Origin of the sequence: Actinoplanes sp. NPDC049118, assembly GCF_040648555.1 — a bacterium.
Taxonomy (GTDB): domain Bacteria; phylum Actinomycetota; class Actinomycetes; order Mycobacteriales; family Micromonosporaceae; genus Actinoplanes.
The window spans coordinates 66,786-92,464 of sequence record NZ_JBEZDY010000012.1 but is presented as its reverse complement, the minus strand read 5'-3'; the positions used below and the strand labels follow the sequence as shown (position 1 = coordinate 92,464).

Here is a 25,679-nt window from a genome sequence, read left to right as displayed (position 1 = left end):
TTCCCGGTTACGCGCCGGGCTCCAGGCGGCTCGCCAGTAGCGGGCCGAGCTGCTCCAGGGTCGCCGGGTCGAGCAGCTCCGAGTGCCGCACCGCCAGCTCGTGCACGTCGATCCCCCCGACCAGCGGACGCCACCCCGGCGCCGCCGGCCCCTCGAAGCCCTGCTCCGCGACCGTCGCCTCGACGAAGCAGATCGCGCCGTCGTACGCCGGGTACTCGGCGCCCGCCAGTAGCCGGTCGGCGGCCAGGTAGTTCTCCAGCACCAGGGCGATCTGGTCGTCGGTCAGCGCGGCCACGCTGCCGCCGGCCGCCCGGACGAAGCCGACCGCGTCGGCGATCGTCAGGTCGGGGTCGGTCACGGCGTAGCCCATCTCGGTGAGCAGACCGGCGACCGTCGACGGCGCCTGGACCGCGTCGCGGCGGGCGTCCAGCATTCCGACGAAGCTCACCTCGCGGCCGCGCGCCCGCAGCGCGGCGGCCACGCACAGCGCCAGCGCCCCGCCGAAGGACCAGCCGAGCAGCCGCACCGGGCCGGACGGCCAGGCGGCGGTCAACCGGTCCGCGTGCGCCTCGGCCAGCTCGGACATGGTCTCGGGGAGGTCGGCGCCGGACAGCAGCGGTGACTGCAGCCCGATCAGCGGCACCGCCGCGGGCAGGTACCGCTTGAGCCCGGCGAACTGCCAGCTCAGCCCGCTGGCCGGGGCCAGGCAGAAGAGCGGTGGCTCCGCGCCGCCGGGGTGCAGCACCAGGACCGGTGCGAGCGCGTCCCCGGCGGGCGCGTCGTCGGCGAGCAGCCGGGCGACGCCGGCGACGGTCGGCGCGGTGAAGAGGCGGGCGACCGGCACGTCGACGCCGAGTTCTCGGCGCAGCGCGGTGGCCAGCCGGACCAGCAGCAGCGAGTGGCCGCCGAGCGCGAAGAAGTCGTCGTGCACTCCTACCGACTCGGCGCCGAGCACGTCGGCGACCAGGGCCGCGACGGCCGCCTCGGTACGCGATCGCGGCCGTGCGCCGGTGGCGGCGACGGCGATGTCCGGCAGCGCGGCCCGGTCGACCTTGCCGTTCGGGGTGAGCGGCAGCGCGTCGAGCACGTGACACACGGCCGGGACCATGTAGCCCGGCAGCGCGTCCTCCCAGAGCCCGGCCGGCACGGCACCGTTGGTCGTGGTCAGGTACGCCACCAGCCGGTCGCCGCGGGCGACGACGACAGCGCGGGTGACCTCCGGGTGGGCGAGGGCGACGGCCTCGATCTCGCCGAGTTCGATGCGGAAGCCGCGCACCTTGACCTGGTGGTCGGTGCGGCCGAGGTAGCGCAGCCGCCCGTCGCGGAACGTGACCAGGTCGCCGGTGCGGTAGAGCCGCCGTCCGCCGTCCGCGGCGACGAACCGGGACGCGGTTAGCGCCGGGCGGCCCAGATAGCCGCGGGTGACCTGGTCGCCGCCGAGGTACAGCTCGCCAACCACACCCGGCGGCACCGGCCGCAGCCGCCCGTCGAGCACGTGCGCGGTGGTGCCGGGCAGGGGCCGCCCGATGGTGCCGTCCCAGTCCGGTCCGACCTCGTCGGCCGTCGCCCAGACGGTGACCTCGGTCGGGCCGTAGAGGTTCGTCACCGACGCGGCGCGTTCGAGGAGCGCGGCCGCCAGGGGTGCCGGCAGCGCCTCGCCGCCGACCAGCGCCCGCGTGCCGGAGAGGTCCACGTCGGACGACTCGAGCAGGGCCGCCCAGAGCGCCGGGGTCGCCTGCATCGCGGTGATCCGCTGTTCGCGCAGCAGGGCGGCCAGCAGCAGCGGGTCGCGGACCTCGGCGGGCGAGGCGAGCACGACCGTGCCGCCGGCCAGCAGCGGGCCCAGCAGTTCCAGCACGGAGATGTCGAACGACAGGGTGGTGACCGCGAGCAGCCGGTCGTCCGGCTTCAGCGGTACGGCGGCCAGGAACGTCCGCAGGTCCCGGTCGGTGACGACGACGCCCTTGGGCCGGCCGGTCGAGCCGGAGGTGTAGATGACGTACGCGGCCCGCTCCGGACGGGTCTCGACCGGGGGTGCGGCGGCGGCCGGAAGGCCGCGCAGCGTCGTCTCGTCGATGATCGCCGCGGGTCGCGCGTCCTCGATCATGAAGGCGAGCCGGGCGGGCGGGAACGCCGGGTCGAGCGGCAGGTAGGCGGCGCCCGCCTTGGCCACGCCGAGCACCGCGACGACCAGGTCGACCGAGCGGGGCAGGCTGATCCCGACGATGCTCTCGGCGCCGACTCCCCGCGCGGCGAGCATGGCGGCGACCGCGTCGGACGCCCGGTCCAGTTCGGCGTAGCTCCACGAGACACCGTCCGCGACGAGCGCCTCGCCCTCGTGCCGCGAGAGCGCGGCGTACCAGGGCGCTGTGACCGTCGGCGCCGCGGCGGGTGCGGAGGAGAGCACCTCCAGGTCGGCGTCGGTCAGCAGCTCCGCCTCGGAGACGAGCACGTCCGGGTCGGCGCCGAAGGCACCGAGCAGCCGGGTGAGCCGGTCCAGCAGCCGCTGCGCGGTCTCGGCGGTGAACCGGCCGGCGTCGTACTCGCAGGTCACCTCGACCCCGTCGGCGCCGCCGTCGACGAATGTGAGGTTCAGGTCGACCTTCGGGTCGGCGGCGAACTCCGGCGCCGCGAGTGCAGGCAGCCCGAGTACGGAGCCGCCGTCCGCCGGGCGGTGGAAGTAGCCGATCATCGCCTGGAACAGCGGGTTGCGGCCCGGCACCCGCGGCGGGTTGACCAGCTCGACCACCTGCTGGAACGGCACGCCGGCGTGCTCGAAGGCGGCCAGGTCCGCGGTGCGCACCCGGCGCAGCAGCTCCGTGAAGGTGGGTTCGCCGGCGAGGTCCGTGCGCAGCACGACCGTGTTGACGAAGAAGCCGACCAGGTCGTCCAGCGCGGCGTCGCCGCGCCCGGAGGTGGGGCTGCCGATCGGCACGTCGGTGCCGGCGCCGTGCCGGGAGAGCAGCACGGCGAGGGCGGCGTGCAGGGCCATGAAGAGGCTGGCGGACTCGCCGCGGGCGATCTCCCGCAGCGGATCGATAAGCGCGGCCGGCAGTGCGGCGCTGACGAGCCCGGCCCGTTTGCGGCCGGCGGAGCGCGGGCCGTCGGCGGGCAGGGTGATCTCGTCCGGCAGCCCGTGCAGGGCCGACCGCCAGAAGTCCAGGTCGGCGGGGCTGTCCGCGAGGGACAGCGCGTAGTCGGCGTACTGCACGGCCAGCGGGGTGAAGTCCGGCGCCCGGCCGTCGACGCGGGCCAGGTAGGCGGTGGTGAGGTCGCGCAGCAGCGGCCCGTCGGACCACTCGTCCATGGCGATGTGGTGCAGCACCAGCGCGAGCACCGTGCTGTCGCCGTCCTCGACGACCGCGGCCCGGATCGGCAGGTCGGCGGAGAGGTCGAACGGGCGGTCGACGAGGTCGTCGACGGTGACGTCGCGCAGCACCGGAATCGAGGCCGGCGCGGCGGCGATGTGCTGCGCGCCGCCGGAGATCAGCGTGCGCAGGACCTCGTGGCGGTTCACCACGTCCGCGAGGGCGAGCGACAGCGCCGGCGCGTCGATGCGTCCGGCGACCCGGACCAGCAGCGGGTAGTTGTAGGCGCTGGAGCCGGGGTCGAGCTGGTCGAGCAGCCAGAGCCGTTCCTGTGCCGGGGAGAGCGGCAGGATCTCGGGCCGCTGCCGGGCGGCGAGGGCGGCCCGGGCGGGGCCGCCGACGACCCGGGCCAGGCGTTCCGGGGTACGGGCATCGAACAGCGCCCGCAGCGACAGGTCGCCGCCGAGCTCCGTGCGGACCCGGCCGAGCAGCCGCAGCGCGGTCAGCGAGTGCCCGCCCGCGTCGAAGAAGTCGTCCTCGACGCCGAACGAGGGCAGGTCGAGCACTTCGGCGAACAGCTCACAGAGCCGGCGTTCCCGGTCGTCGGCGGGGGGCCGGGACTCGGTGGCGACGGGCGCGGGTGCGGGCAGCGCGGCGGCGTCGAGCTTGCCGTTGACGGTCAGCGGGAGCACGTCCACGACGGCGTACAGCGAGGGGACCATGTAGGACGGCAGCCGCTCGGCGAGGGCGGCCTTCACCACGGCGGGGGCCACGGAACCGACCAGGTAGGCGTGCAGGGCCCCGTCGCGGGCGAGCACCGCGGACTGCCGTACGCCGGGCACCGCGGAGACGGCCGTCTCCACCTCGCCGAGCTCGATCCGGTAGCCGCGGATCTTCACCTGGTCGTCGGTGCGCCCGAGGAAGTCCAGGTTGCCGTCGGGGCGCTCGCGGACCAGGTCGCCGGTGCGGTAGAGCCGGGTCCCGCCCGGCCCCGCGACGAAGCGCGAGGCGGTCAGGCCCGGCCGGTTCAGGTAGCCGCGGGCCAGGCCGGCTCCGGCGATGTACAGCTCGCCTGCGACGCCGGGCGGGACCGGGCGCAGCCAGCTGTCGAGGATGTAGCCGGTGGTGTTCCAGATCGGCCGGCCGACGGTGGCGGTGTGGCTGTCGGACGTGCCGCCGCCCAGGGTGTTGATCGTGTATTCGGTCGGGCCGTAGAGGTTGTAGCCGGACACGCCCTCGGTGTCGCGCAGCACCGCCCAGAGCTTCTCGGAGACCGCCTCGCCGCCGAGCAGCACCAGGCACGGCCGGTGGTCGCCGTCGAGCAGGCCCTCGTCCAGCAGCGCCTGCGCGTACGTGGGGGTGAGGTTGACGACGTCGACCCGGTGCTCGGCGCAGTAGGCGACCAGGGCCCGCCCGTCGCGCCGCAGCTCCTCGTCGGCGACGTGCACGTGGTGGCCCTCGACCAGCCAGAGCAGCTCCTCCCAGGACATGTCGAAGGAGAAGCTCACCGTGTGCGCGATGGTCAGGATCCGGCCGCCGGCCGCGGCGACGGTCGGGCCGAAGATCGCGTCGCGGTGGTTCAGCTGCATGTTCGTCAGCCCGCGGTACGGCGTGACGACACCCTTGGGCCGCCCGGTCGACCCGGACGTGTAGATGACGTACGCCGGCCGGTCCAGCCGCCCGGGCGTGCCCGGGGCGAAGTCGGCCAGCCACGGCTCGCCGACCTCCTGGTAGAGCCCGGCCAGCGATTCGAGCACGAGCAGCGGCTCCGCGTCGTCGATCATGTCCTGGCGGCGCTCGGCCGGCAGGTCCAGGTCGAGCGGCAGGTACGCGGCACCGGCGCGCAGCACGGCGAAGAGCGCGACGACCATGTCGATGCCGCGTGGCATCGCGAGACCCACGATGCTCTCGGGACCGGCGCCGCGGGCGCGCAGGCCGCGGGCGACGGCACTGACCCGGCCGTCCAGTTCGGCGTAGCTGAGGGTGACGCCGTCGTGGGTCAGCGCGGCCGCCGCCGGCGTGTGTGCGGCCTGCCGGGCGAGCATCTCCGCGATGGTCAGGTCGGGGATCTCCGCCACGTGGCCGAGCTGCGGCGGCGGAACGGGCAGGGCCACCGCGGCGACCGACGCGGCGGCGTCCAGCGTCCGCAGCACCCGGCCGAGCCGGGCCAGCAGGGACCGCGCCTCCGCCTCGGCGACCACGTCGGAGCGGTACTCCAGCCGGATCCGCAGCTCGCGGCCCGGGGTCGCGACCCAGGTCAGCGGGTAGTGGGTGGCGTCGACGGCCTCGACACCGACGATGCCGTGCTCGGTCTCCAGGTCCGTGAACGTGTCGTCGTCGAGGAAGTTCTGCAGCACGTACAGGTTGTCGAAGAGCTGGCCGCGCCCGGCGGCGCGCTGGATGTCGCCGAGGCCGAGGTATTCGTGTGCCATCAGGTCGATCCGCTCGGCCTGCACCCGCCGCAGCACGTCGCGGACGGGTTCCGCCGCCGACAGGGTGACCCGCTGCGGGACGGTGTTGAGGAAGACGCCGACGACCTCGTCGATGCCGTCGAGCTCGGTGGGGCGCCCGGCGACGGTGGTGCCGAAGACGGCCTCGGTGCGGCCGGACGCGTGGCTCAGCACGATGCCCAGCGCGGTGCTCAGCACGGTGTTGAGGGTGACGCCCGCCGCCCGGGCCTGCTCGGTGAGCCGGGCGGTCTGCGCCTCGGTGAGCTGCAGTGCCAGGCTGGTCGCGAGGACCGGCTGGGTTCCGGCGGCCGCCGGGTAGAGGATGGTCGGCTCGCCCAGCGCCGCCGTCCAGGCACGTGCCGACGCCTCGGTGTCCTGCCGCGACAGCCAGTCCAGGTAGTCGGTGAAGCTGGCGCTCTTCTCCGCGATCGGCCGGCCCGCGTACGCGCCGAAGAGGTCGCGCAGCACCAGCTCGCGCGACCACCCGTCCCAGAGCAGCAGGTGGTAGGTGAAGAGCAGGCGGTCGCGGCCGCCGGGCAGCCGGACCACGGTGAGCCGGGCCAGCGGCGGCCGCGCGAGGTCGAACGGGCGGGCCCGGTCGGCGCTCATGACGTCGTCGAGCCGCGCCTCGTCGTCGAGGTCGAGGACCTCGACGACGGCCGGCACGTCCGTGCCGAGGATCGCCACCGGCTTGTCCCGGCCCTCGTCGGTGAAGCCGAGCCGGGTCGCCGGGTGCGCACGCAGCACGGCCGCGAAGGCCCGTTCGAGGGCCGGCACGTCGAGCCGGTAGTCGACGTCGAAGGCGTTCTGCGCGATGTAGACGTCCGCGTCGCCGGCCAGCTTCGCCTGGAAGAACAGGCCGTCCTGCAGCGGCGACAGCGGCCACTGCTGCTCGGCCGGCGCGAGCGCCGCGGCCCAGCCGTCCGCGATCGCCCTGGCGGCGTCCGCGCCCAGTCCCTCGTCGGCGTAGGTGAAGACCGCGTGCAGCTCACGCCCGCGGACCCAGACGTTGATCTCCAACAGGTACGGCGTGCCGAGGTCGTCGTCGGGCCGGACCCTGATGTCCTCGTCGGCGGATGCCCAGTCGGCGTCGTCGTCGGCGAACCGGCCCAGGTAGTTGAAGAGCACCTGCGGCGTGCCGAGCCGGGACAGGGCCGCGGCCGAGCGCGGGTTGACGTAGCGCAGCAGGCCGAAGCCGAGGCCGTCGTCGCTGCTCTGCGCGGGCAGGCGGACCGGCGACACGGAGGTGAACCAGCCGACCGTGCGGGACAGGTCCGCGTCGCCGATCGGCTCGCGGCCGTGCCGTTCCAGGTCGACGACCAGGTCCGCGTCGTCGCCGCGCCACTCGCCGACCGCGCTGTGCAGGGCGGCCAGCAGCTTCGCGGTGACGTCGCCGCCGAGCAGCGAGCCGTCGATCGGCACGCGTACCTCGTGGTCGCGGGTCTGGCCGACGGTCAGGCCGAAGGTCTGCGCGTCCGGCTTGAGCTCGCCGCCGGGCGCGAGGATCCGCTGCCAGGCCGGGAACTCGGCCAGCCGGGCCGCGGCGCCGGCCTCCTCGGTGAGCTGCCGCGCGAAGGTGCGCAGCGACGTGCCCACCGGCACGAGCGCCCGTCCCTCGTACGCCTGCCGCAGGTCCTCGGCGAGGATGTGCCAGCTCACGCCGTCGACGACGAGGTGGTGCGCGACCAGCAGCAGGCGGCCCTGCCGTTCCGGGCCGGCGTCGAAGAAGACGGCCTCGAGGACGCCGCCGGCGTCCGGGTCGAGCCGGGAGACGGCCGCCTCGGCCTCGCGGGCGATGACGTCCGGTTCGACGCCGTCGACCACGGTCAGGGTGTACCCGCCGGTCGCGGTCACCTCCTGGGACCAGAGCATCGGCGCCGGGCGGCTCAGGCGCAGGCGCAGCGCGTCGTGGTGCGCGACGACGGCGTCCAGCGCCTGCCGCAGGCGGTCCGCGGTGGCGCCCGGCGGCGTACGCAGCAGGTCGGACTGGTGCAGGCGGTCGATGCCCCCGCCCAGCTCGGCCAGCCGGTGCACGATCGGCAGCAGCGCCACCTCGCCGACGCCTTCGCCGGGCGCGGCCGCGGGCGCCGCGGGCGCAGCCAGCGCGTCCGGCCCGGCCAGCGCCGCGGGCGTGCGCAGCAGGAAGACGTCGCGCGGCGACAGCTTCACGCCGGCACGCCGGGCCCGGTTGACCAGCTGGATGGCGACGATGCTGTCGCCGCCGAGGGCGAAGAAGTCGCCGTCGGCCGGTACCGCGCCGAGGCCGAGCACCTCGGCGAACAGCTCGCGCAGCGCGGTGACCGCGGGCGGCTCGTCGGTCGCGGCGACCGCGGCCGGCGCCTCGCGGACCGGCTCGGGCAGCGCGTCGCGGTCGAGCTTGCCGTTGACGGTCAGCGGCAGGGCGGGAAGCGTCACGAACGCCGCCGGGACCATGTAGTCCGGCAGCACCGTGGCGAGGTGCGCCCGGACGGCGTCGATGTCCGGCCGGGTACCGGCGCGGGCGACGAGGTAGGCCACGAGGCGGCGGTCCCGGAGGATCACCGCCGCGTCCGAGACTCCGCCCAGCGACAGCAGCGCCGAGGTGATCTCGCCCAGCTCGATGCGGTAGCCGCGGATCTTCACCTGGTGGTCGGAGCGGCCCAGGTAGACCAGCTCGCCCTCCTCCCAGCGGGCCAGGTCGCCGGAGCGGTAGAGGCGGCCCGGTCCGAACGGGTTCGCCACGAACCGGGACGCGGTCAGCGCGGGCCGGTCCAGGTAGCCGCGGGCGAGCTGGTCGCCGGCCACGTAGATCTCGCCGGTCACGCCCTCCGGCACCGGCTGCAGGTACGCGTCGAGCACGTGCACGCTCAGCCCGGGCAGCGCGGCGCCGATGACGCTGGGCCGGCTCACGTCGTCCGGCCGCAGCGCCCGGAACGAGACGTGCACGGTGGTCTCGGTGATGCCGTACATGTTGACCAGCTGCGGCGCCTCGTTGCGGGCGTACCAGGCGGTGAGCCGGGACAGGTCGAGCGCCTCGCCGCCGAAGACGACGTACCGCAGCGGCAGCCGGTCCGGCTCGCCGGCGTCCGCCTCGATCAGCGGGTAGAACGCGGACGGCGTCTGGTTGAGGACGGTGACGCCCTCGGCGCGCAGCAGCGCCCGGAAGCGCTGCGGGTCACGGGCCACGTCGTGCGGCACGACCACCAGGCGCCCGCCGTACAGCAGCGGACCCCACAGCTCCCAGACGGAGAAGTCGAAGGCGTACGAGTGGAACATCGTCCACACGTCGTCGGCGCCGAAGTCGAAGAGCCGCTCGGCGGCGGCGAAGAGCGCCAGCACGTCGCGGTGGGTCACGACGACGCCCTTGGGCCGGCCGGTCGAGCCGGACGTGTAGATCACGTACGCGGCGTTGCCGGGGCTCAGCGGCACGGCCGGGCGGGTGTCCGGGCGGCCGGGCGCGTCGACCGCGAGGCCGCCCTCGCCGATCACGCAGACCGGTGCCGCGTCCGCGAGGATGTACTCCTGCCGGGACGCCGGTGCGCTCAGGTCGACGGGTACGTAGCAGCCGCCGGCCTTGACCACGGCCAGCAGCGCCACGATCAGGTCGGCGCCGCGCGGCAGGACGACGGCGACGCGGGACTCGGGGCGTACGCCGCGGGCGATGAGCTCGTGCGCGAGCCGGTTGGCGCGGGCCTCCAGCTCCGCGTACGTCAGGCTGGTCTCCCCCGCGGTCACCGCGACGGCCTGCGGATGCCCGAGGGGTAGGTCCAGCGTGGCCTCGCGTACCTCGAGGGCCTCGCCCCCGGTGGAGGCCGCGCCGAGTTCGAGGGCGGCGACCGGGCGGTCGAGCCCGTCGGCGAACTGGTCCAGGACGCGGTGCACCAGGCCGGCGAGGCGCTGCGCGGCCGCGGCACCGATCGCCGCGTCGTACTTGATCTCGAGGGTCAGGTGCTCGCCCGGGAACGCGACGAGCGAAACGGGGTAGTGCGGCGAGTCCGTGCCGGTGAAGCCGCGCACGCCGAGGCCCTCGGCGTCGCCGCCGTCGACGCTCGGGAAGTTCTCCACCACCACCATCGAGTCGAACAGCTCCCGGACCCCGGCCAGCCGGTTCAGCTCGGCGAGGCCGACCTGCTGCACGTCGAGCACGTCGGTCTGCTGCTCCTGAAGGCGGCGCAGCACCTCGCCGAGCGGCTCCTCCGGGCGCCAGGCCATCGGCACCGGCACGGTGTTGATCAGCAGGCCGACGATGGACTCCACGCCGGGCAGCTCACCGCCGCGGCCGGAGACGGTCGAGCCGAAGACGACCCGGTCGCGGCCCAGCAGGCGGCCGAGCAGCAGGCCCCACGCGCCGTGCACCAGGGTGCTGACGGTGACGCCGCCGGCCCGGGCCACGTCGGCCAGTTCGCCGGTGCGTTCGAAGACGGCGAAGGCGCTGTCGTGGTGCGAGACCGCCGTGACGTCCGGGTAGAGCGCGGTCGGCTCCACGCCGGCCAGGGCGGTGGCCCAGGCGGCGCGCGCGGCGTCGCGGTCGCGGGTGACCACGGACTCGATGTGATCGCGGAAAGTCACGGTCGGTGCCGCCAGTTCCTTGCCGTGGTACGCCGCCACGACGTCGGAGAAGACCAGCGGGTACGACCAGCCGTCGGCGAGGATGTGGTGCATCGTCTCGATCAGCCGGTGCTCGGTCTCGCTGAGCGACACCAGCGCGTAGCGCAGCACGGGCGGGTGGGCCAGGTCGAAGGGCTGCGCCAGCTCGGCGGCCGCGATCTCCGCCAGCCGCTGCGGGGTGTCTGCCTGGTACTCGCGCCACGGCACCTGCACGTCGGCGGCGATTACCTGCACGATGCGGCCGTCGCCCAGCTCCCGGAACGAGGCGCGCAGCGCGTCGTGTCGGCGCACGGCGGTCTCGACCGCGCGCCGCAGCCGGGCCGGGTCGACCTCGCCGGTGAGCTCGGCGATCTGCTGCACCGCGTAGGTGTCCACGTCGGAGACGACCGAGTGGAAGTACATGCCCTCCTGCAGCGGCAGCAGCGGCAGCACGTCGGCGGCGTCGGCGAACGCGTCGACGTCGTCCTGGGTCAGCGCCACCAGCGGGAAGTCCGACGGGGTGTGCCCGCCGACGTCGGCGCCGGCCAGTTCGCGCAGCGCCGCCATCCACTGCTCGCCGAGCGCGATCACCCGCTCCTCGGCGAGGATGCCCGCCGGCCAGGAGAGCGTCGCGGTGAAGACGTCGCCGGTGGCGTGCGCGTTGATCTCCAGCGGCATCGCCGGGTTGGCCGGGTCGACGCCCTCGCGCAGCGGGGCCGCGGGGCTCCAGTCGACGCCGCTCTCGCCGGCGCCGAAGCGGCCGAGGTAGTTGAACAGGATCTGCGGCGCCGGGCCGAGGTCCTGGTCGCGCAGCCAGCGCAGGTGGCCGTACCCGATGCCGTCGGTCGGCACCGCGCGCAGCTGTTCCTTGATCGCGCGGGCCGCGGCGGCGATGTCGCCGGTGCCGGGGTCGAGCCGGACCGGGTGGATCGCGGTGAACCAGCCGATCGTGCGGGAGAGGTCGAGGTCGCCGGTTCGGCCGTGTCCCTCCAGGCTGACCAGGACGGGAGCGTCCTCGCCACGCCAGCGGTTGACGGCGACCGCCAGGCCGGTGAGCAGCACGTCGTTGACGCCGCCGTACATGGCGGCGGGGACGCTCGAGAGCAGCGGCACGGCCACCTCGGCGGGCAGGGCGACGGTGATCGAGCGGACCGTGGCGGCGGTGTCGACGGCCGGGTCGACGGGCCGGTCGCCCAGGTCGGGGCCCGGGTCGGCCAGCGTCGCGCGCCAGAAGCCGGCCTGCTCCTCGTAGCTCGCGGGCGTCGCCGCGAACGTGCGGAACGACGCACCGACCTCGTCCAGCGCGACCGGGCGGCCGGCGGTGACGTCGGCCCAGCCGCGGGCCAGGTCGCCGGTGATGATGCGCCAGGAGACGCCGTCGACGACCAGGTGGTGGATGACCAGCAGCAGCGTCCGGCCGTCCCAGGCGGCGCGCAGCATGATGCCGCGCGCCGGGTCGAGCCGGGCCACCTCGGCGGCCTCGTCGATCGGCCCCTCGGTGATCAGGCCGGCGGCGCTGAGTCCGGCCGCGGGCACGTGCAGGGTGCCGTCGAAGCTCGCGCGCAGCAGGTCGTGCCGGTCGAGCAGCGCCTGGAGGATCGCCTCGAGCTGCGCGCGGGTCAGCGTCGCCGGGGTGTGCCAGGCCATCGACTGGTAGAAGTGGCCGAGCGGCGTCGCGGACTTCACCGTCTCGGCCAGCATCGGGGTCAGCGCCACGTCGCCGACGCCGGTGTCCGCCCGGACCTCGACGGTCGTGGCGGGCAGCGCCGCGGCGAGCGCCAGCACCGTACGGCGGCGGAACACGTCGCGGGGCGTCACGTGCAGGCCGGCCTTGCGGGCGCGTCCGGCCACGGCGATCGACGAGATGCTGTCGCCGCCGATGGCGAAGAAGTCGTCGTCGATGCCGACCTGCGGCAGGCCGAGGACGTCCGCGTAGATGCCGGCCAGCAGCGTCTCCCGGTCGTCGCGCGGGCCGCGGGCGGCGGACATGATCGGCTCCGCCGGCGGCAGCGCGGCGGTGTCGAGCTTGCCGTTGACGGTCAGCGGCAGCGCGTCCACGACGGCGTAGAGCGACGGGACCATGTAGGACGGCAGGCGCTCGATCAGGGCCGCGCGCACCTCGCCGGGCGAGGCGCCGCCGACCAGGTAGGCGTGCAGCCTGCCGTCGCGGGCGAGGACGGCCGACTGGCGTACGCCGGGCACCGCGGCAACGGCGGTCTCGACCTCGCCCAGCTCGATCCGGTAGCCGCGGATCTTCACCTGGTCGTCGCTGCGGCCCAGGAAGTCCAGGTTGCCGTCCGCGCGCTCGCGCACCAGGTCGCCGGTGCGGTAGAGGCGGCCGCCGCCGGGACCCGCGACGAAGCGGGACGCGGTCAGGCCGGGCCGGTCCAGGTAGCCGCGGGCAAGTCCGGCGCCCGCGATGTACAGCTCGCCGACGACGCCGCGCGGTACGGGCCGCAGCCAGCCGTCGAGCACGTACCCCTGGGTGTTGAAGATGGGCCTGCCGACCGTCGGGGTGCCGCTGTCGCCGGTGCCCGCGCCGAGGGTGTTGATCGTGTACTCGGTGGGGCCGTACAGGTTGTAGCCGGTCGGGCCGTCCGGGTCGCTGAGCCGCGACCAGACCGCCTCGGTGACCGCCTCGCCGCCGAGCAGCACCAGCCACATCCGGTGCCCGTCCAGCAGGCCCTCGTCGAAGAGATGGTGCGCGTACGTCGGGGTGACGTTGATGACGTCGATGCCGCGCGAGTGGCAGTAGGCGACCAGCGCGGTCGCGTCGCGGCGCAGCTCCTCGTCGCAGACGTGCACCTCGTGGCCCTCGACGAGCCAGAGCAGCTCCTCCCACGACATGTCGAAGGAGAAGCTCACCGTGTGCGCGATCCGCAGCCGCTCGACGCCGGCGGCCCGGGCCCGCGCCACGGTCGGGTCGAAGATCTCGGCCCGGTGGTTGAGCTGCATGTTCGTCAGCCCTCGGTACGGCGTGACGACGCCCTTGGGCCGCCCGGTGGAGCCGGAGGTGTAGATCACGTACGCGGGCCGGTCCATCCGGTCCGCGGCGAAGTCCGGGTGCACCGCCGGGCCCTCGTCGCGCGCCAGGCCGTCCAGCGAGGTCAACACCAGCAGGGGCCGCGCGTCCTCGATCATGGTCTGCCGCCGGTCCTCGGGCAGGTCCAGGTCGAGCGGCAGGTAGGCGGCGCCGGCCCGGAGCACGGCGAAGAGCGCGACGACCATGTCGATGCCGCGCGGCAGCGCCAGCGCGACGATCCGCTCGGGTCCGGCGCCGCGCGCGACGAGCCCGCGGGCCACGGCGTCGATCCGCGCGTCCAGCTCGGCGTAGGTCAGCCGCTCGTCACCGAAGACCAGCGCGACGGCGGCCGGGGTGCGCGCGGCCTGCGCCGCCAGCATCTCGGCGATCGTCTCGTCGGGGATCTCGGCGACCCGGCCGTCCAGCACGTCGTCCGCGCCGAGCGCGAGCGAGCCGGCCGGCACGTCCAGGCCGTCGGCGAGCGCCCGCAGGACGGCGACCAGCGAGTCCACCATGGACCGGGCCTCGGCCGCGGTGATCACGTCCGGCCGGTACTCCAGCTTGATCCGCAGATTCGCGCCCGGGGTCAGCACCCAGGTCAGCGGGTAGTGCGTGGTGTCGGTGTACTCGACGTCGACGATGCCCTGCGCGGCCTCGAGGTCCTCGAAGGTGCTGTCGGCGAGGAAGTTCTGCAGCACGTACAGGGTGTCGAAGAGCTGGTCGTGGCCGGCCGCGCGCTGGATGTCGCCGAGGCCGAGGTACTCGTGCGGCGCCAGGTCGATCCGGTCCTGCTGGGCCCGGCGGGCCAGGTCGGCGACGGACGTGCCCGGTGCGGCGGCGACGCGCGCCGGCACGGTGTTGAGGAACAGGCCGATGACGTTCTCGATGCCGGGCAGGTCCGTCGGCCGGCCCGCGACCGTGGTGCCGAAGGTGACGTCGCCGCGGCCGGTGCGGTGGCCGAGCACGAGCCCGAGCGCGGCGGTGAGCACCGAGTTCAGGGTGACGCCGGCCCGGCGCGCCTGCTCCTGCAGCCGGCTGCTGACCGCGGTCGGCAGCGCGGCGAGGATCCGGTCGGAGAGCACGGGTTCGAGCCCGGCGGCCTCGGGCACGACGATGGTCGGCTCGTCGAGGACGGCCTTCCAGGCGGCGGCCGACGCGGCCGCGTCCTGTGCGGCGATCCACGCCAGGTAGTCCGGGAAGGCGGGCCCGCCGGTGGGCAGCGCGCCGCGGGCGCCGCGCGAGTCGTAGAGCGCGAACAGCTCGCGCAGCACCAGCTCGCGCGACCAGCCGTCCCAGAGCAGGAAGTGGCAGGTGAGCAACAGCCGGTCGGTGCCGTCCGGCCCGCGGACGACGGTCAGCCGGATCAGCGGCGGGTTCGCGAGGTCGAACGGGCGCTCGCGGTCCTCGACGGTGATCCGCTCGATGTCGCCCTCGGCGACGGTGACGACCGCCGGCACGCTCGCACCGATGTACTGCAGCGGCCGGGGGTCGCCGGTGAAGCCGGCCCGCAGCGTCGGGTGCCGGTCGAGCAGCGCGGCGAACGCCAGCTCCATCGCGGGCACGTCGACCCGGCGGTCCAGGTCGAAGACGTTCTGGGCGATGTAGGTGTTCGCGCCGTCGGAGAAGGTCGCCTGGTAGTAGACGCCCTGCTGCAGCGGCGACAGCGCCCAGATGTCGGCGACCGGCACCGGTGCGGCCGCGACGACGGCGTCGACCTCGGAGTCGGTCAGCTCGACCGTCGGCCGGAGCCGGTCGGCGACGGCCGGCTCGTTCGCGGCGGCGATGGCGGCGGCAGTGCGGGTGCGGAAGACGTCCTGGGTGGAGAGCACGATCCCGTCCTGGGCGAGCAGATTGACGAGGCGGATGGCGGTGATGCTGTCGCCGCCGACGGCGAAGAAATCGTCGTGCACGCCGACGGTCTCGGCGCCGAGCACGGCCGCGAGCCGGGCGCAGACCAGCGCCTCGCGCGGGGTGCGCGGCGGGGCCGCGACGGCCGCGGCCGGGTCCGGCAGGGCGCGCCGGTCCCGCTTGCCGTTCGGCAGCAGCGGTACGGCGTCCAGCACGGTCACCGTCGCCGGCACCAGGTACGCGGGCAGCTCCTCGCGCAGGGTGGCGAGCAGCCCCTGCGGGTCCAGCGTCTCCCCCGCCTCCGCGACGACGTACCCGTGCAGGCTGGATCGGTTGCGCGCGACCGCGACGGCCTCCCGCACGCCGAGGCGCCGCAGCAGCGCGGCCTCGACCTCGGCCAGCTCCACCCGGTGCCCGTTGACCTTGACCTGGTCGTCGTTGCGGCCCAGGAACTCGACGGTGTCCGCGACCCAGCGGCCCAGGTCACCGGTGCGGTAGAGCCGCTCGCCGGGTGTGAACGGGTCGGCGACGAAGCGGGCGGCGGTCGCGCCGCCCTGGCCGCGGTAGCCCCGGGCGAGCTGCACGCCGCCGACGTAGATCTCGCCGACCGCTCCGGGCGCGACCGGGTCGAGGGCGGCGTCGAGCAGGTAGATCCGCACTCCGGGCACGGCCCGGCCGAGCGTGACGCGGCCGCCGGCGCTGACCTCGCCGGCGAGGACGTCGCCGGTGTTCTCGCTGGCGCCGTAGGAGTTGACGATCGTGGCGCCGGGCGACGCCGCGGCGAGCGCCGCCACGGTGCCGGCGTCCAGGGCCTCGCCGCTGGTGATCCAGCGCCGCAGGCCGCGTACCCGGTCCGGTGCGGTCTCGGCGAGGGCCGCGGCGAGGCTGGGCACCGCGAGCAGTTGGGTGGCGCCGGACTCGGCGACGAGCCTCGCCAGGGCCGCGCCGTCGGCGGCCGCCGCCTCGTCGGCGACGACGACCGTCGCGCCGGCGACGAGGCCGCCGAGCAGCTCGGTGGTGCCGTCGATGAAGCTCATCGAGCTCTTGGCGACCCGCACGTCGCCGTCCCAGGCGTCCCGTGCCCAGGCGAGCCGGTTGGCCAGGGCTGCGTGGGTGCCGACGACGGCCTTGGGCCGTCCGGTCGACCCGGAGGTGTACACGACGGACGCGGCGTCGAGCGGTCCGACCGTGACGGCGGGCGCCTCGCCCGCGCCGACGGTCCGGATCCGGACCGTGCGCACGTCGTGCGGCGGCAGGGCCCGGGCGCTCGCGTCGTCGACCAGCAGGCAGGCGGGCTCGGCGTCGGAGAGCATGAACTCGATCCGCGCGGCCGGATAGCCCGGATCCACCGGCAGGTACGCGGCACCGGCGCGCAGCACGCCCAGCAGCGCGACGGGAAGCTCGGCCGTGCGCCGGGTGGCGACCGCGACGACGTCGCCGCGGCGCACGCCGGCGGCGTGCAGCGCGGCCGCGACGGCACCGGCCCGCTCCCACAGCCGGCCGTAGGTGAGCTCGGTCGCGCCGCCGCGCACCGCCACCCGGGCCGGGTCGACGGCGGCGATCATCGCGGGCACGCCGGTGCCGGCGGCCGCGGGTCCGCCCGCGCCGAGCGCGAGCGCCTCGGCCCGCTGCGACGGCGAGAGCAGGTCGAGCGCGGCGACCGGGCGGGAGGCGTCACCGGCGATCGCGGTCAGGACGCGGACGTACTGCTCCAGCAGGAGCTCCGCGGCGGCGGGATCGAGGCGGTGGGTCAGGTCGACGGCGATGGTGTCGCCCGGCTTGACCATCAGCGTCACCGGGTAGTGCGGAGCCTCGATCACGCTCATCCCGGCGATCCGCAAGTCACCGTCCGCGGGTGTGGACGCCGCCGGGTAGTTCTCGATCACCACGAGGGTGTCGAAGAGCTCGGGCAGGCCGATCCGGCGCTGCACGTCGGCCAGCGCGGTCTGCTCGTGGTCGACCACCTCGCGCTGGGCCGCGGCGAAGCCGCGCAGCACGTCGGCCAGGGTGCCGTCGCCGGACCAGCGGACCCGGGCGGGCACCGTGTTGATGAGCAGGCCGGCCATCGCGTCGATGCCGGGCAGGTCCAGGCCGCGGCCGGAGACCGTGTGACCGAACACGACGTCGGTGCGTCCGGTGACGCGGCCGATCAGCACACCCCAGGCGGCGGCGAGGACGTTGCTCACGGTGACCCCGTACGCGCGGGCGACGGCCTGCACCCCCGCGCCGTCGACGGTGGCCCGGACCCGGGCGGCGGGCGCCGAGGCCTCGGGAGCGAGCAGCGTCGGCTCGGTGACGCCGTCGAGCAGGCGGGCGAAGGCCTCGGGGTCGCCGGTGCCGCGCCGGGCGAGGAAGTCCCGGTAGGACGGCGCCGGCGGCAGCTCCCGGCCCGAGTAGAGGGCGAGCAGGTCGCGGAGGATCAGGGGTACCGACCAGCCGTCGGCGACGATGTGGTGCACGGTCTGCACGAGCACGTGCCGGTCCGCGGCGAGCCGGACCAGCGCGAACCGCATGGCCGGCGGGCGGGCCAGGTCGAACGGCTCGGCGCGCTCGGCGGCGGCGACGGCCTCGACGTCGTCGCTGATCACCGTGCGCCAGGGCAGGGCTGGGCGGGCGCCGACGACGGCCACCACCTCACCGCCGCCGACCGGCCGGAAGCCGGCGGCCAGGTTCGGGTGGCGGTCAAGGATGTCGCCCGCGGCGCGGCGCAGCCGCTCGGCGTCCAGCGGCCCGTCCAGCTCGATGAGCTGCTGCACGACGTACGGGTCGGCGCCGGGCGCGTAGGTGGCGTGGAAGTAGAGGCCGGCCTGCAGCGGCGTCAGCGGCAGCACGTCGGCGATCCGGGCGCCGAGGGCGTCCACGTCGGACTGGTCGAGGGCGACCAGCGGGAAGTCTGACGGGGTGTGGCCGGCGACGGCCGGATCGGCGGCGATGCCGGTCAGCAGCTCGACCCAGCGCTCGGCGAACTCCAGCACCCGCTCGCGGGTCAGCACGCCGGACGCCCAGCCGAACGTGGCGGACAGGCCCGCATCGACCGCGACGGCGTTGACCTCCAGGGCCCGGGGCAGCGGCATCCGGGGGTCGCGCCGCTCGACGACGACCTCGCCGTCGACGACGGTCTCCCAGTCGGCGCCCGTGTCCGTACCGAAGCGGCCGAGGTAGTTGAAGAGCACCTGCGGCTGCACGGCGAGGTCCGGACGGGGCGCGAGGTAGCGCAGGGCGCCGTACGACAGGCCGTTGTGCGGCACCGCCCGCAGCTGGTCCTTGACCGCCTTCACCGCCTGCGCAGGGGACAGGCCGGTGACGTCGAGGCGGACCGGGAAGAGGGTGGTGAACCAGCCGAACGTGCGGGACAGGTCGAGGTCGACGGCGTCCTCCTCGCGGCCGTGCCCCTCGAGTTCGAGCAGCAGCGGCGCGTCCGGCGAGATCGCCAGCACCAGGGCGGCGAGGAGCGCGTCGTTGACCCCGCCGTGGACGGCGGCGGGCACGGCACCGAGCAGCCGCTCGGTGACCTCCGGCGGCAGCGTGACGGTCAGCGTCTCCTCGGTGGCCACGGTGTCCCGTGCCGGGTCCAGCGCCCGGCTGCCGAGCGGCCGGGCGGGCTCGGCGGCGGCCCCGGCCCAGTACGCCGCGTCCGCGGCGAAGTCCACGCCCGGCAGCGCGGTCGCCCACTGGCGGTACGAGGTCGGCGCGGGCGCGATCGGCAGCCCGTTGCGCAGGTCCTCGGCCAGCACCCGCAGCGACACCCCGTCGACGACGACGTGGTGGACGGCCACGATCAGCCGCCGGGATTCGGGCCGGAACGAGAAGGCCACCATCCGCTCGGTGCTCAGCCGCGCGACGGTCGCCTCCAGGTCCTCGTCCAGCGTGACGACGTCGGCGGCGGTGAGCGCACCGACCGGTGCGATCGTCAGCACGGCGCCGTCGGCGGTGGCCCGGAGCACGTCGTGCGCGGCGAGCAGGCCGTCGACCAGCTCGTGCAGCCGCTCGACGGTCAGGCCCGCGGGGGTGCGCAGCGTCACCGCCTGGAAGAAGCCGTCCATGGCGTCGCCGACCTCGTCGAGCCAGGCGACGATCGGCGTCGGCGGCACGGCGCCGACGGCGTCCACCGCCGCGGCCCGCGGCTCGGCGGCGGACCCGGCGACCAGCGCCAGCGCGGCCGGCGTCGGGTTGGCGAACAGGTCCCGGGCGCGCAGGGTGAAGCCGGCCCGGCGCGCGGCGCGAACGGCGCCGATGGCGACGATGCTGTCGCCGCCCAGCGCGAAGAAGTCGTCCTCGGCGCCGACCGCCGCAAGGCCCAGGACCCCGGCGAAGACCTCGCAGAGCGCGGCCTCGGCCGGGGTCCGGGGTGCCCGGGAGATCACCGTGGCGAGCACCGGCGCGGGCAGCGCGCGGCGGTCGACCTTTCCGTTCGCGGTCAGCGGGAACGCGTCCAGCACCACGACCGTCGACGGCACCATGTACTCCGGCAGCCGGTCCGCGCACCACTCGCGCAGTCCCTCCGGGGCGATCGCGAGGTCCGTCACCGCGTACCCGATCAGGTGCCGGTCGTGCACGAGCACGACGGCCTGGCGCACCGCGGGGTGGGTGGCGACGACGGCCTCGACCTCCTCGAGCTCGAGGCGCATGCCGCGGATCTTGACCTGGTTGTCGGCGCGGCCGACGAACTCCAGGGTGCCGTCGCCGTGCCAGCGGGCCAGGTCCCCGGTCCGGTACATCCGGGAGCCGGGCTCGCCGAACGGGTTGGCGACGAAGCGGGCGCCGGTCATCGCCGGCGCGTTGACGTAGCCGCGCCCGAGCAGGAAGCCGGCGGCGTACAGCTCGCCGGCCACGCCGGTGCCGACGGGGTTCAGGTCGTCGTCGAGCACATAGAGCTGGGTGTGCGGGTTGGGCCGGCCGATCGAGGTGGCGATCCGCTCGGCCGAGTCGCGGTAGACGACGTGCGAGACGCCGATGGTCGCCTCGGCGGGGCCGTAGCCGTGGTACAGCGTGGTGGCGAGCTGGGCGCGGAACCGGTCGAACAGCTCCGGGGTGAGCACCTCGCCGCCGCACCAGACGTGCTTGAGGCCGTCGAGCAGGTGGGTGCCGCGGGCGAGTTGCAGCAGCACGTCCAGCATGGACGAGACCAGATAGACGAAGGTCACGCCCTCGGTGGCGATGAGCTCCAGCAGATACTGCGGGTCGCGCTCGCCGCCGGGCTCGGCCACCACGACGTACCCGCCGGAGACCAGCGGCAGCAGGATCTCGTTGACGCTGATGTCGAACGAGAGCGGCGCCTTGAACAGCGACGCGTCGCCCGGCCCGAAGTGCAGGATCTGCTCGACCTGCCAGCGCAGCCGCTCGGCGATGGCCTCGTGGCGGATCATCGCGCCCTTGGGCTCGCCGGTGGAGCCCGAGGTGAAGATGACGTAGGCGAGGCGCTCGCCGGCGATGTCGGGCTCGGTGGCCTCGGCGGGCCGCGCGGACTGCCGCTGGACGTCCTCGGCGGTGAGGGTGAGGCGCACGCGGGCCCCGGCTAGCACCTGCTCGCGGCGCCGGGCCGGCCAGGCCGGGTCGACCGGCACGAACGCGCCGCCGGCGACCATGACGGCGAGGACCGCGACGACCATCTCGGCGCCGCGCGGCATGCCGATGCCGACCGTGTCCTCGGGTCCCACGCCCCGCTCACGCAGGTGCCGGGCGACCGCGTGGACCCGGCCGCTCAGCTCGCGGTAGGTCAGCCGGGTCTCCCCCGCGACCAGCGCCAGCGCGTCGGGCGTGCGCCCGGCCTGTGCGATGAAATCGGCGACCACGGTCGAGGTCGTCGCCGGCCGGGTGTGATTGTTCCACCTTGCGAGAAGCTCCTCGAACCCCTGCAGCCCTGCCGTCATCTTTCCCGCACCTCCGATGTGGAACGCCCGAGGGCGCGCGTCATCGACGCGGGATTAGGTTAGCCTAACCTCTTCCCGGAGGCGCATGCGGATATGCGTGAGGCCGGATACCCGTGCGGTATCCGGCCTCTCAATCGGTGCGAGCGTCCTATGCGGGTGCGGAGCTCCTCGACTCCCACGCCGACCAGAACTGGGCGTAGCGGCCGCCCTCCGCGACGAGGCCCGCGTGCGGGCCCGACTCCACGACGACGCCGTGCTCCATGACGATGACCCGGTCCGCCGACGCGGCCTGGGTGAGCCGGTGCGCCACGATCAGCACCGTCCGGCCCCTCGTCGCGGCGGCCGCCGCCTGCTCCAGCGCGCGGGCACCCGCGCTGCCGGCCTCGGCGGTGGCCTCGTCCAGCACCGCGACCGCCGGGTCCAGCAGCACCAGCCGGGCCAGCGCCAGCTGCTGTGCCTGCGCGGGGGTCAGGTCGTGGCCGCCGTCGCCGACCGGTGTGTCCAGCCCCTCGGGCAGCTCCCGCGCCCAGTTGAGCGCGCCGACCGTGTCCAGCGCCGCCTCCACCTCGGCGACGCTCGCACCCGGCCGGGCCAGCCGCAGGTCCTCCACCAGCGGACCGGCGAAGACGTGCGTCTCCTGGCTGATGATGGCCACGGTCCCGGGCGGCAGCTCCCGCACCGGCACGCCGTCGACCCGGGCCGTTCCCTCGTCGGGGCTCAGGATGCCCGCGGCGATCGAGGCCACCGTGGTCTTGCCGGCCCCGGTCGAGCCGACCAGGGCGACGCGCTCGCCCGGCTCGAGGCGGATGCTCACGTCACGCAGCACCGGCGTCCGGCCGTCGTAGCTGAAGCTGACCCCGTCGAGGGTCAGCGAGGCGTCCGCGGGCCGCCGTCCGGCCTCGCGCCGCTCCACCGGCACCGTCTCGACGCCGACCAGGCGGGACAGGCTCGCGCCGGCCGCCTGGATCTCGTCGAACGTGAAGAGCAGCATCGACACCGGGTTGAAGAGCCGGTGGAAGAGCAGGGCGGCCGCGGAGGCCTCGCCGACCGAGACGGATCCATTGCGTACCAGCAGGAAGCCGACCACCAGCAGCGCGGCGAGACCGAAGAACTCGGCCCGGTTGACCCGGCCCACGAAGCGGGTGAAGAGCGTGAAGACGCCGACGTCGATGTCGCGCGCCTTGGCCGACGCCCTGTCGATGTCGTCCAGGTGCCGCCCCTCGAGCCGGTACGCGTGCACGGTCCGCAGCCCCTGCATGCTCTCCACGAGCAGCTGGGAGCGCTCCGCGACGGCCTTGCGCTCCTCGGCGTACCGGGGCGCGGAGAGCGGCAGATACCAGCGCAGCGCGATCACGTAGAACGGCACCGCCACGGCACCGGCCAGGCCGAGCCGCCAGTCGATACCGGTCATCGCCGCCAGGCTCAGCACGCCGAGCAGCAGGGCCGAGATCACATTGGGCAGCACGTCCGCGACGGCCTTGCCGATCGCCGCGATGTCGGCGCCGACCCGAGACAGCAGGTCGCCGCGCCCGGCCCGGTCCAGCACCAGCGCGGGCAGCCGCAGCGCGGTCGCGACGGTGCTCTCGCGCAGATCCGCGAGCATCCGGGACCCGAGCCGGCCGATCAGATACGTGGACAGCCCGATCGCGCCGCCGCCGACCAGCGCGGCGGCGCCGATGACGATCGAGATCGAGACGATCGCGGACGTGCCGGCGCCGGCGCGGACCCGGTCGACCAGCACGCCGAGGGCGTACACGGGCAGGATCGCGGCCGCGGCCGCGAGGATGCCGACCAGCAGGGTGCCGATCACCTCGCCGGGGCGTCCGCGAAGCTCCGCCCACAGCCAGGCACGGGTCTGCCGCGGAGTCGCGATGGGCAGGATCTGGCTCATCTCAGCACCAACTGACGGTAGGTCTCGTCGCTCGCGCCCAGCGCCTCGTGCCCGCCCTCGGCCGCGACGGCGCCCTCGCCGAGCACGACGACCCGGTCGGTGGCGGCGAGCAGCGCGGGGCTGCTGGTGATGACGACGGTGGCGAAGCCGGCGCCGGGCCCGTGCCGCAGCGCGCGGATGCCCTGCGCGATGGCGTGCTCGGTGACCGCGTCGACGGCGGTGGTCGGATCGTGCAGCACCAGCACGGGCGGGCGGGCCAGCAGCGCACGGGCGAGCGCGATCCGCTGCCGCTGCCCACCGGACAGGCTCGCGCCCCGCTCGGCGACGACCGCGTCGAGCCCGTCCGCCTGGGTGGCGAGGACCTCGTCGGCGGCAGCGGCGCTCAGCGCCTCGGTCAGGATCTCGCCGTCCGCGTGCACGGCGACGTTAGCGGCGATGGTGCCGGTGAACAGGTCGGCGTGGTGCGGCTCGACCAGCAGCAGCCGGCGGGCGTGCGCGCGCTCGACCTGCTCGAGCGGCGAACCGCCGAGCAGCAGGCTGCCCCGGTAGCCGTCCGGCACCGAGAGCAGCTTGACAAGCGCCTCCGCGTCGCCGGGGCGGCGGGCGACGACGCCGACGAACTCGCCGGGGAGCACGTGCAGGTCCAGGCCGTCGAGCGGGCCGTGACTCACGCCGGACAGGCGCAGGTCGCACGGGTGCTCGACCGGCGTCGCGGCGCCCTCGGGCAGCACCAGGCCGGCGTCGGCGATCAGGGCGACCCGGTCGGCGGACGCCCGGGCCTCGCCGACCCAGCTCGGCACGACGGCGAGGGTCCCGAACGGCTCGATCAGGAACTGCGCCAGGCCGATCACGGCGATGAGCTGGCCGACGGTGATCCGGCCGGTCAGCGCGAACCAGCCGGCCATGATGGCGATGCCGCAGGCCAGCAGCGTGCTGAGGGTGGTCGAGGCGGCCAGGTAGCCGCCCTGGGTGCGCGAGGCCCGCAGGGTGGCCCGCAGCGAGCGGCGACTGACCTCGCGGTAGCGCTGCGCGGCGGCGTCCTGTGCGCCGAGGCCGCGCAGCGGCCGCAGCCCGGTGACCAGGTCGGTGGCCAGCGAAGTGGCGCGACCGGCCTGCTCCTGCTGGTCGGCGACGCGCCTGGTGATCACCGGCGAGCTGATCTGCAGCAGCACGAGCACGATCGGCGTGGCGATCAGCACGACCAGGCCGAGCGGCACCGAGATCAGGAACAGCGCGACCGCGCTGATCACCGTGGCCACGAGCGCACCGACGATCCGGGGTATGTAGTCCAGCACGTACGACGTGTTGTCCGCGTCGCTTGTCGAGACCGTCAGCAGGTCACCCGCGCGCATGTCGGTACGCACCCCGCGCGGGTGCAGGATCTTCGCCGACACCTCGAGGCGCAGCTGGTGCCCCTCCTCGGCGATGGCGGCCATCAGCTGCCGGGCCCCGAACCGGTACGCGGTCGTCAGCAGCGTGAACTGCACGGCGAGCACGCCGACCCAGAGCAGCAGCTGGCCGAGGTCGCCGGGGGTGACGGCCCGGTCGATGACGATGCCGATCAGGATCGGGACGAACGTCTCGCAGGCCTGGTGCACCGCGATCAGCGCCGTGCCGGTCCAGAGCCGGCGGGCGTTGCGGGTGGTGCTGCGAAGCAGGATGCGCGCGCCGGAGCGGCTCACGGGGCCGAGCTCACTGGGCCATGCTTTCGCGCAGCGACTTGGGGCGCAGGTCGGTCCAGTTGGCGTCGACGTAGTCGACGGCCTCACTCCGCGGCGCCGGTCCGAAGACGCTGCGCCAGCCCGCCGGGACCTCCTTGAAGGACGGCCACAGCGAGTGCTGTTCCTCGTCGTTCACGAGGACGTGGAAGGTGCCGTTCTCGTCATCGAACGGGTTGCTGGACACGACGTCTCCCCACCGATCTGCCTGAAAGTAAGGTCAGCCTAACCTATGCGCTGGAACACCGACGATCGCGGGATGACCAGCGGGGTGTGCGTCTCCGGGTCGTCGATGATCCGGCAGCCCAGCCCGAAGACGTCCTCGACCAGCTCGGCCGTCATGACCTCGCGCGGGTCGCCCTGCGCCACGATCGCCCCGGCCTTCATCACCACCAGATGATCCGCGTACCGGGCCGCCTGGTTGAGGTCGTGCAACACCGCTACCATCGTCGTCCCCTGCTCCCGGTTGAGCCGAACGCACAGCTCGAGCAGCTCGATCTGGTGCGCGATGTCCAGGAACGTCGTCGGCTCGTCGAGGAGCACGATCGGCGTCTGCTGCGCGAGCACCATCGCCACCCAGACCCGCTGCCGCTGCCCGCCGGAGAGCGTGTCGACCAGCTCACCGGAGAGTTCGGTCACACCCGTGGCGGCCATCGCCGCGACGACCGCGTCCTCGTCGCCGGCCGACCACTGCCGGATCAGCTTCTGGTGCGGGAACCGGCCCCGGGCGATCAGTTCGGCGACCGTGATCCCGTCCGGCGCGATCGAGGACTGCGGCAGCAGCCCCAGCCGCCGCGCGACCTCCTTGGCGGGCTGCGCGTGTATGTCCCGGCCGTGCAGGAGCACCTCGCCGCGGGCCGGTTTGAGCAGCCGGGACAGGGCGCGCAGCAGCGTCGACTTGCCGCAGGCGTTGGGGCCGATGATCGCGGTGAACCGGCTCTCGGGCACCTCGAGGTCCAGGTGCTCGCTGATCGTCTTCTTGTCGTATCCGATGGTGATGTCCCGG

General features: G+C 74.7%; 5 protein-coding genes. All 5 read right to left on the bottom strand.

Going from position 1 to position 25,679, the window contains the following annotated elements:
• Nucleotides 1–7 precede the first annotated feature (7 nt).
• Nucleotides 8–21,064 (bottom strand): amino acid adenylation domain-containing protein, encoded by a 21,057-nt coding sequence (locus AB0B58_RS20220; protein WP_360225432.1) that lies wholly within the window; start codon nucleotides 21,062–21,064, stop codon nucleotides 8–10.
• Between the two features lie 148 nt (nucleotides 21,065–21,212).
• A complete protein-coding gene (locus AB0B58_RS20215; protein ID WP_360225430.1) occupies nucleotides 21,213–22,955 on the bottom strand; it encodes an ABC transporter ATP-binding protein in 1,743 nt (580 codons plus the stop codon).
• Nucleotides 22,952–24,637: an ABC transporter ATP-binding protein gene (locus AB0B58_RS20210; RefSeq protein ID WP_360225428.1), complete on the bottom strand. Its 1,686-nt coding sequence runs from the start codon at nucleotides 24,635–24,637 to the stop codon at nucleotides 22,952–22,954. Before AB0B58_RS20210 ends, AB0B58_RS20215 begins: the two co-directional genes overlap by 4 nt.
• A 10-nt stretch (nucleotides 24,638–24,647) precedes the next feature.
• Entirely contained in the window at nucleotides 24,648–24,860 is a 213-nt protein-coding gene (locus AB0B58_RS20205) for an MbtH family protein (protein ID WP_360225426.1), read from the bottom strand.
• Between the two features lie 38 nt (nucleotides 24,861–24,898).
• Nucleotides 24,899–25,672, bottom strand: a complete 774-nt coding sequence (locus tag AB0B58_RS20200; protein WP_360225907.1) for an ABC transporter ATP-binding protein — start codon at nucleotides 25,670–25,672, stop codon at nucleotides 24,899–24,901.
• Nucleotides 25,673–25,679 lie beyond the last annotated feature (7 nt).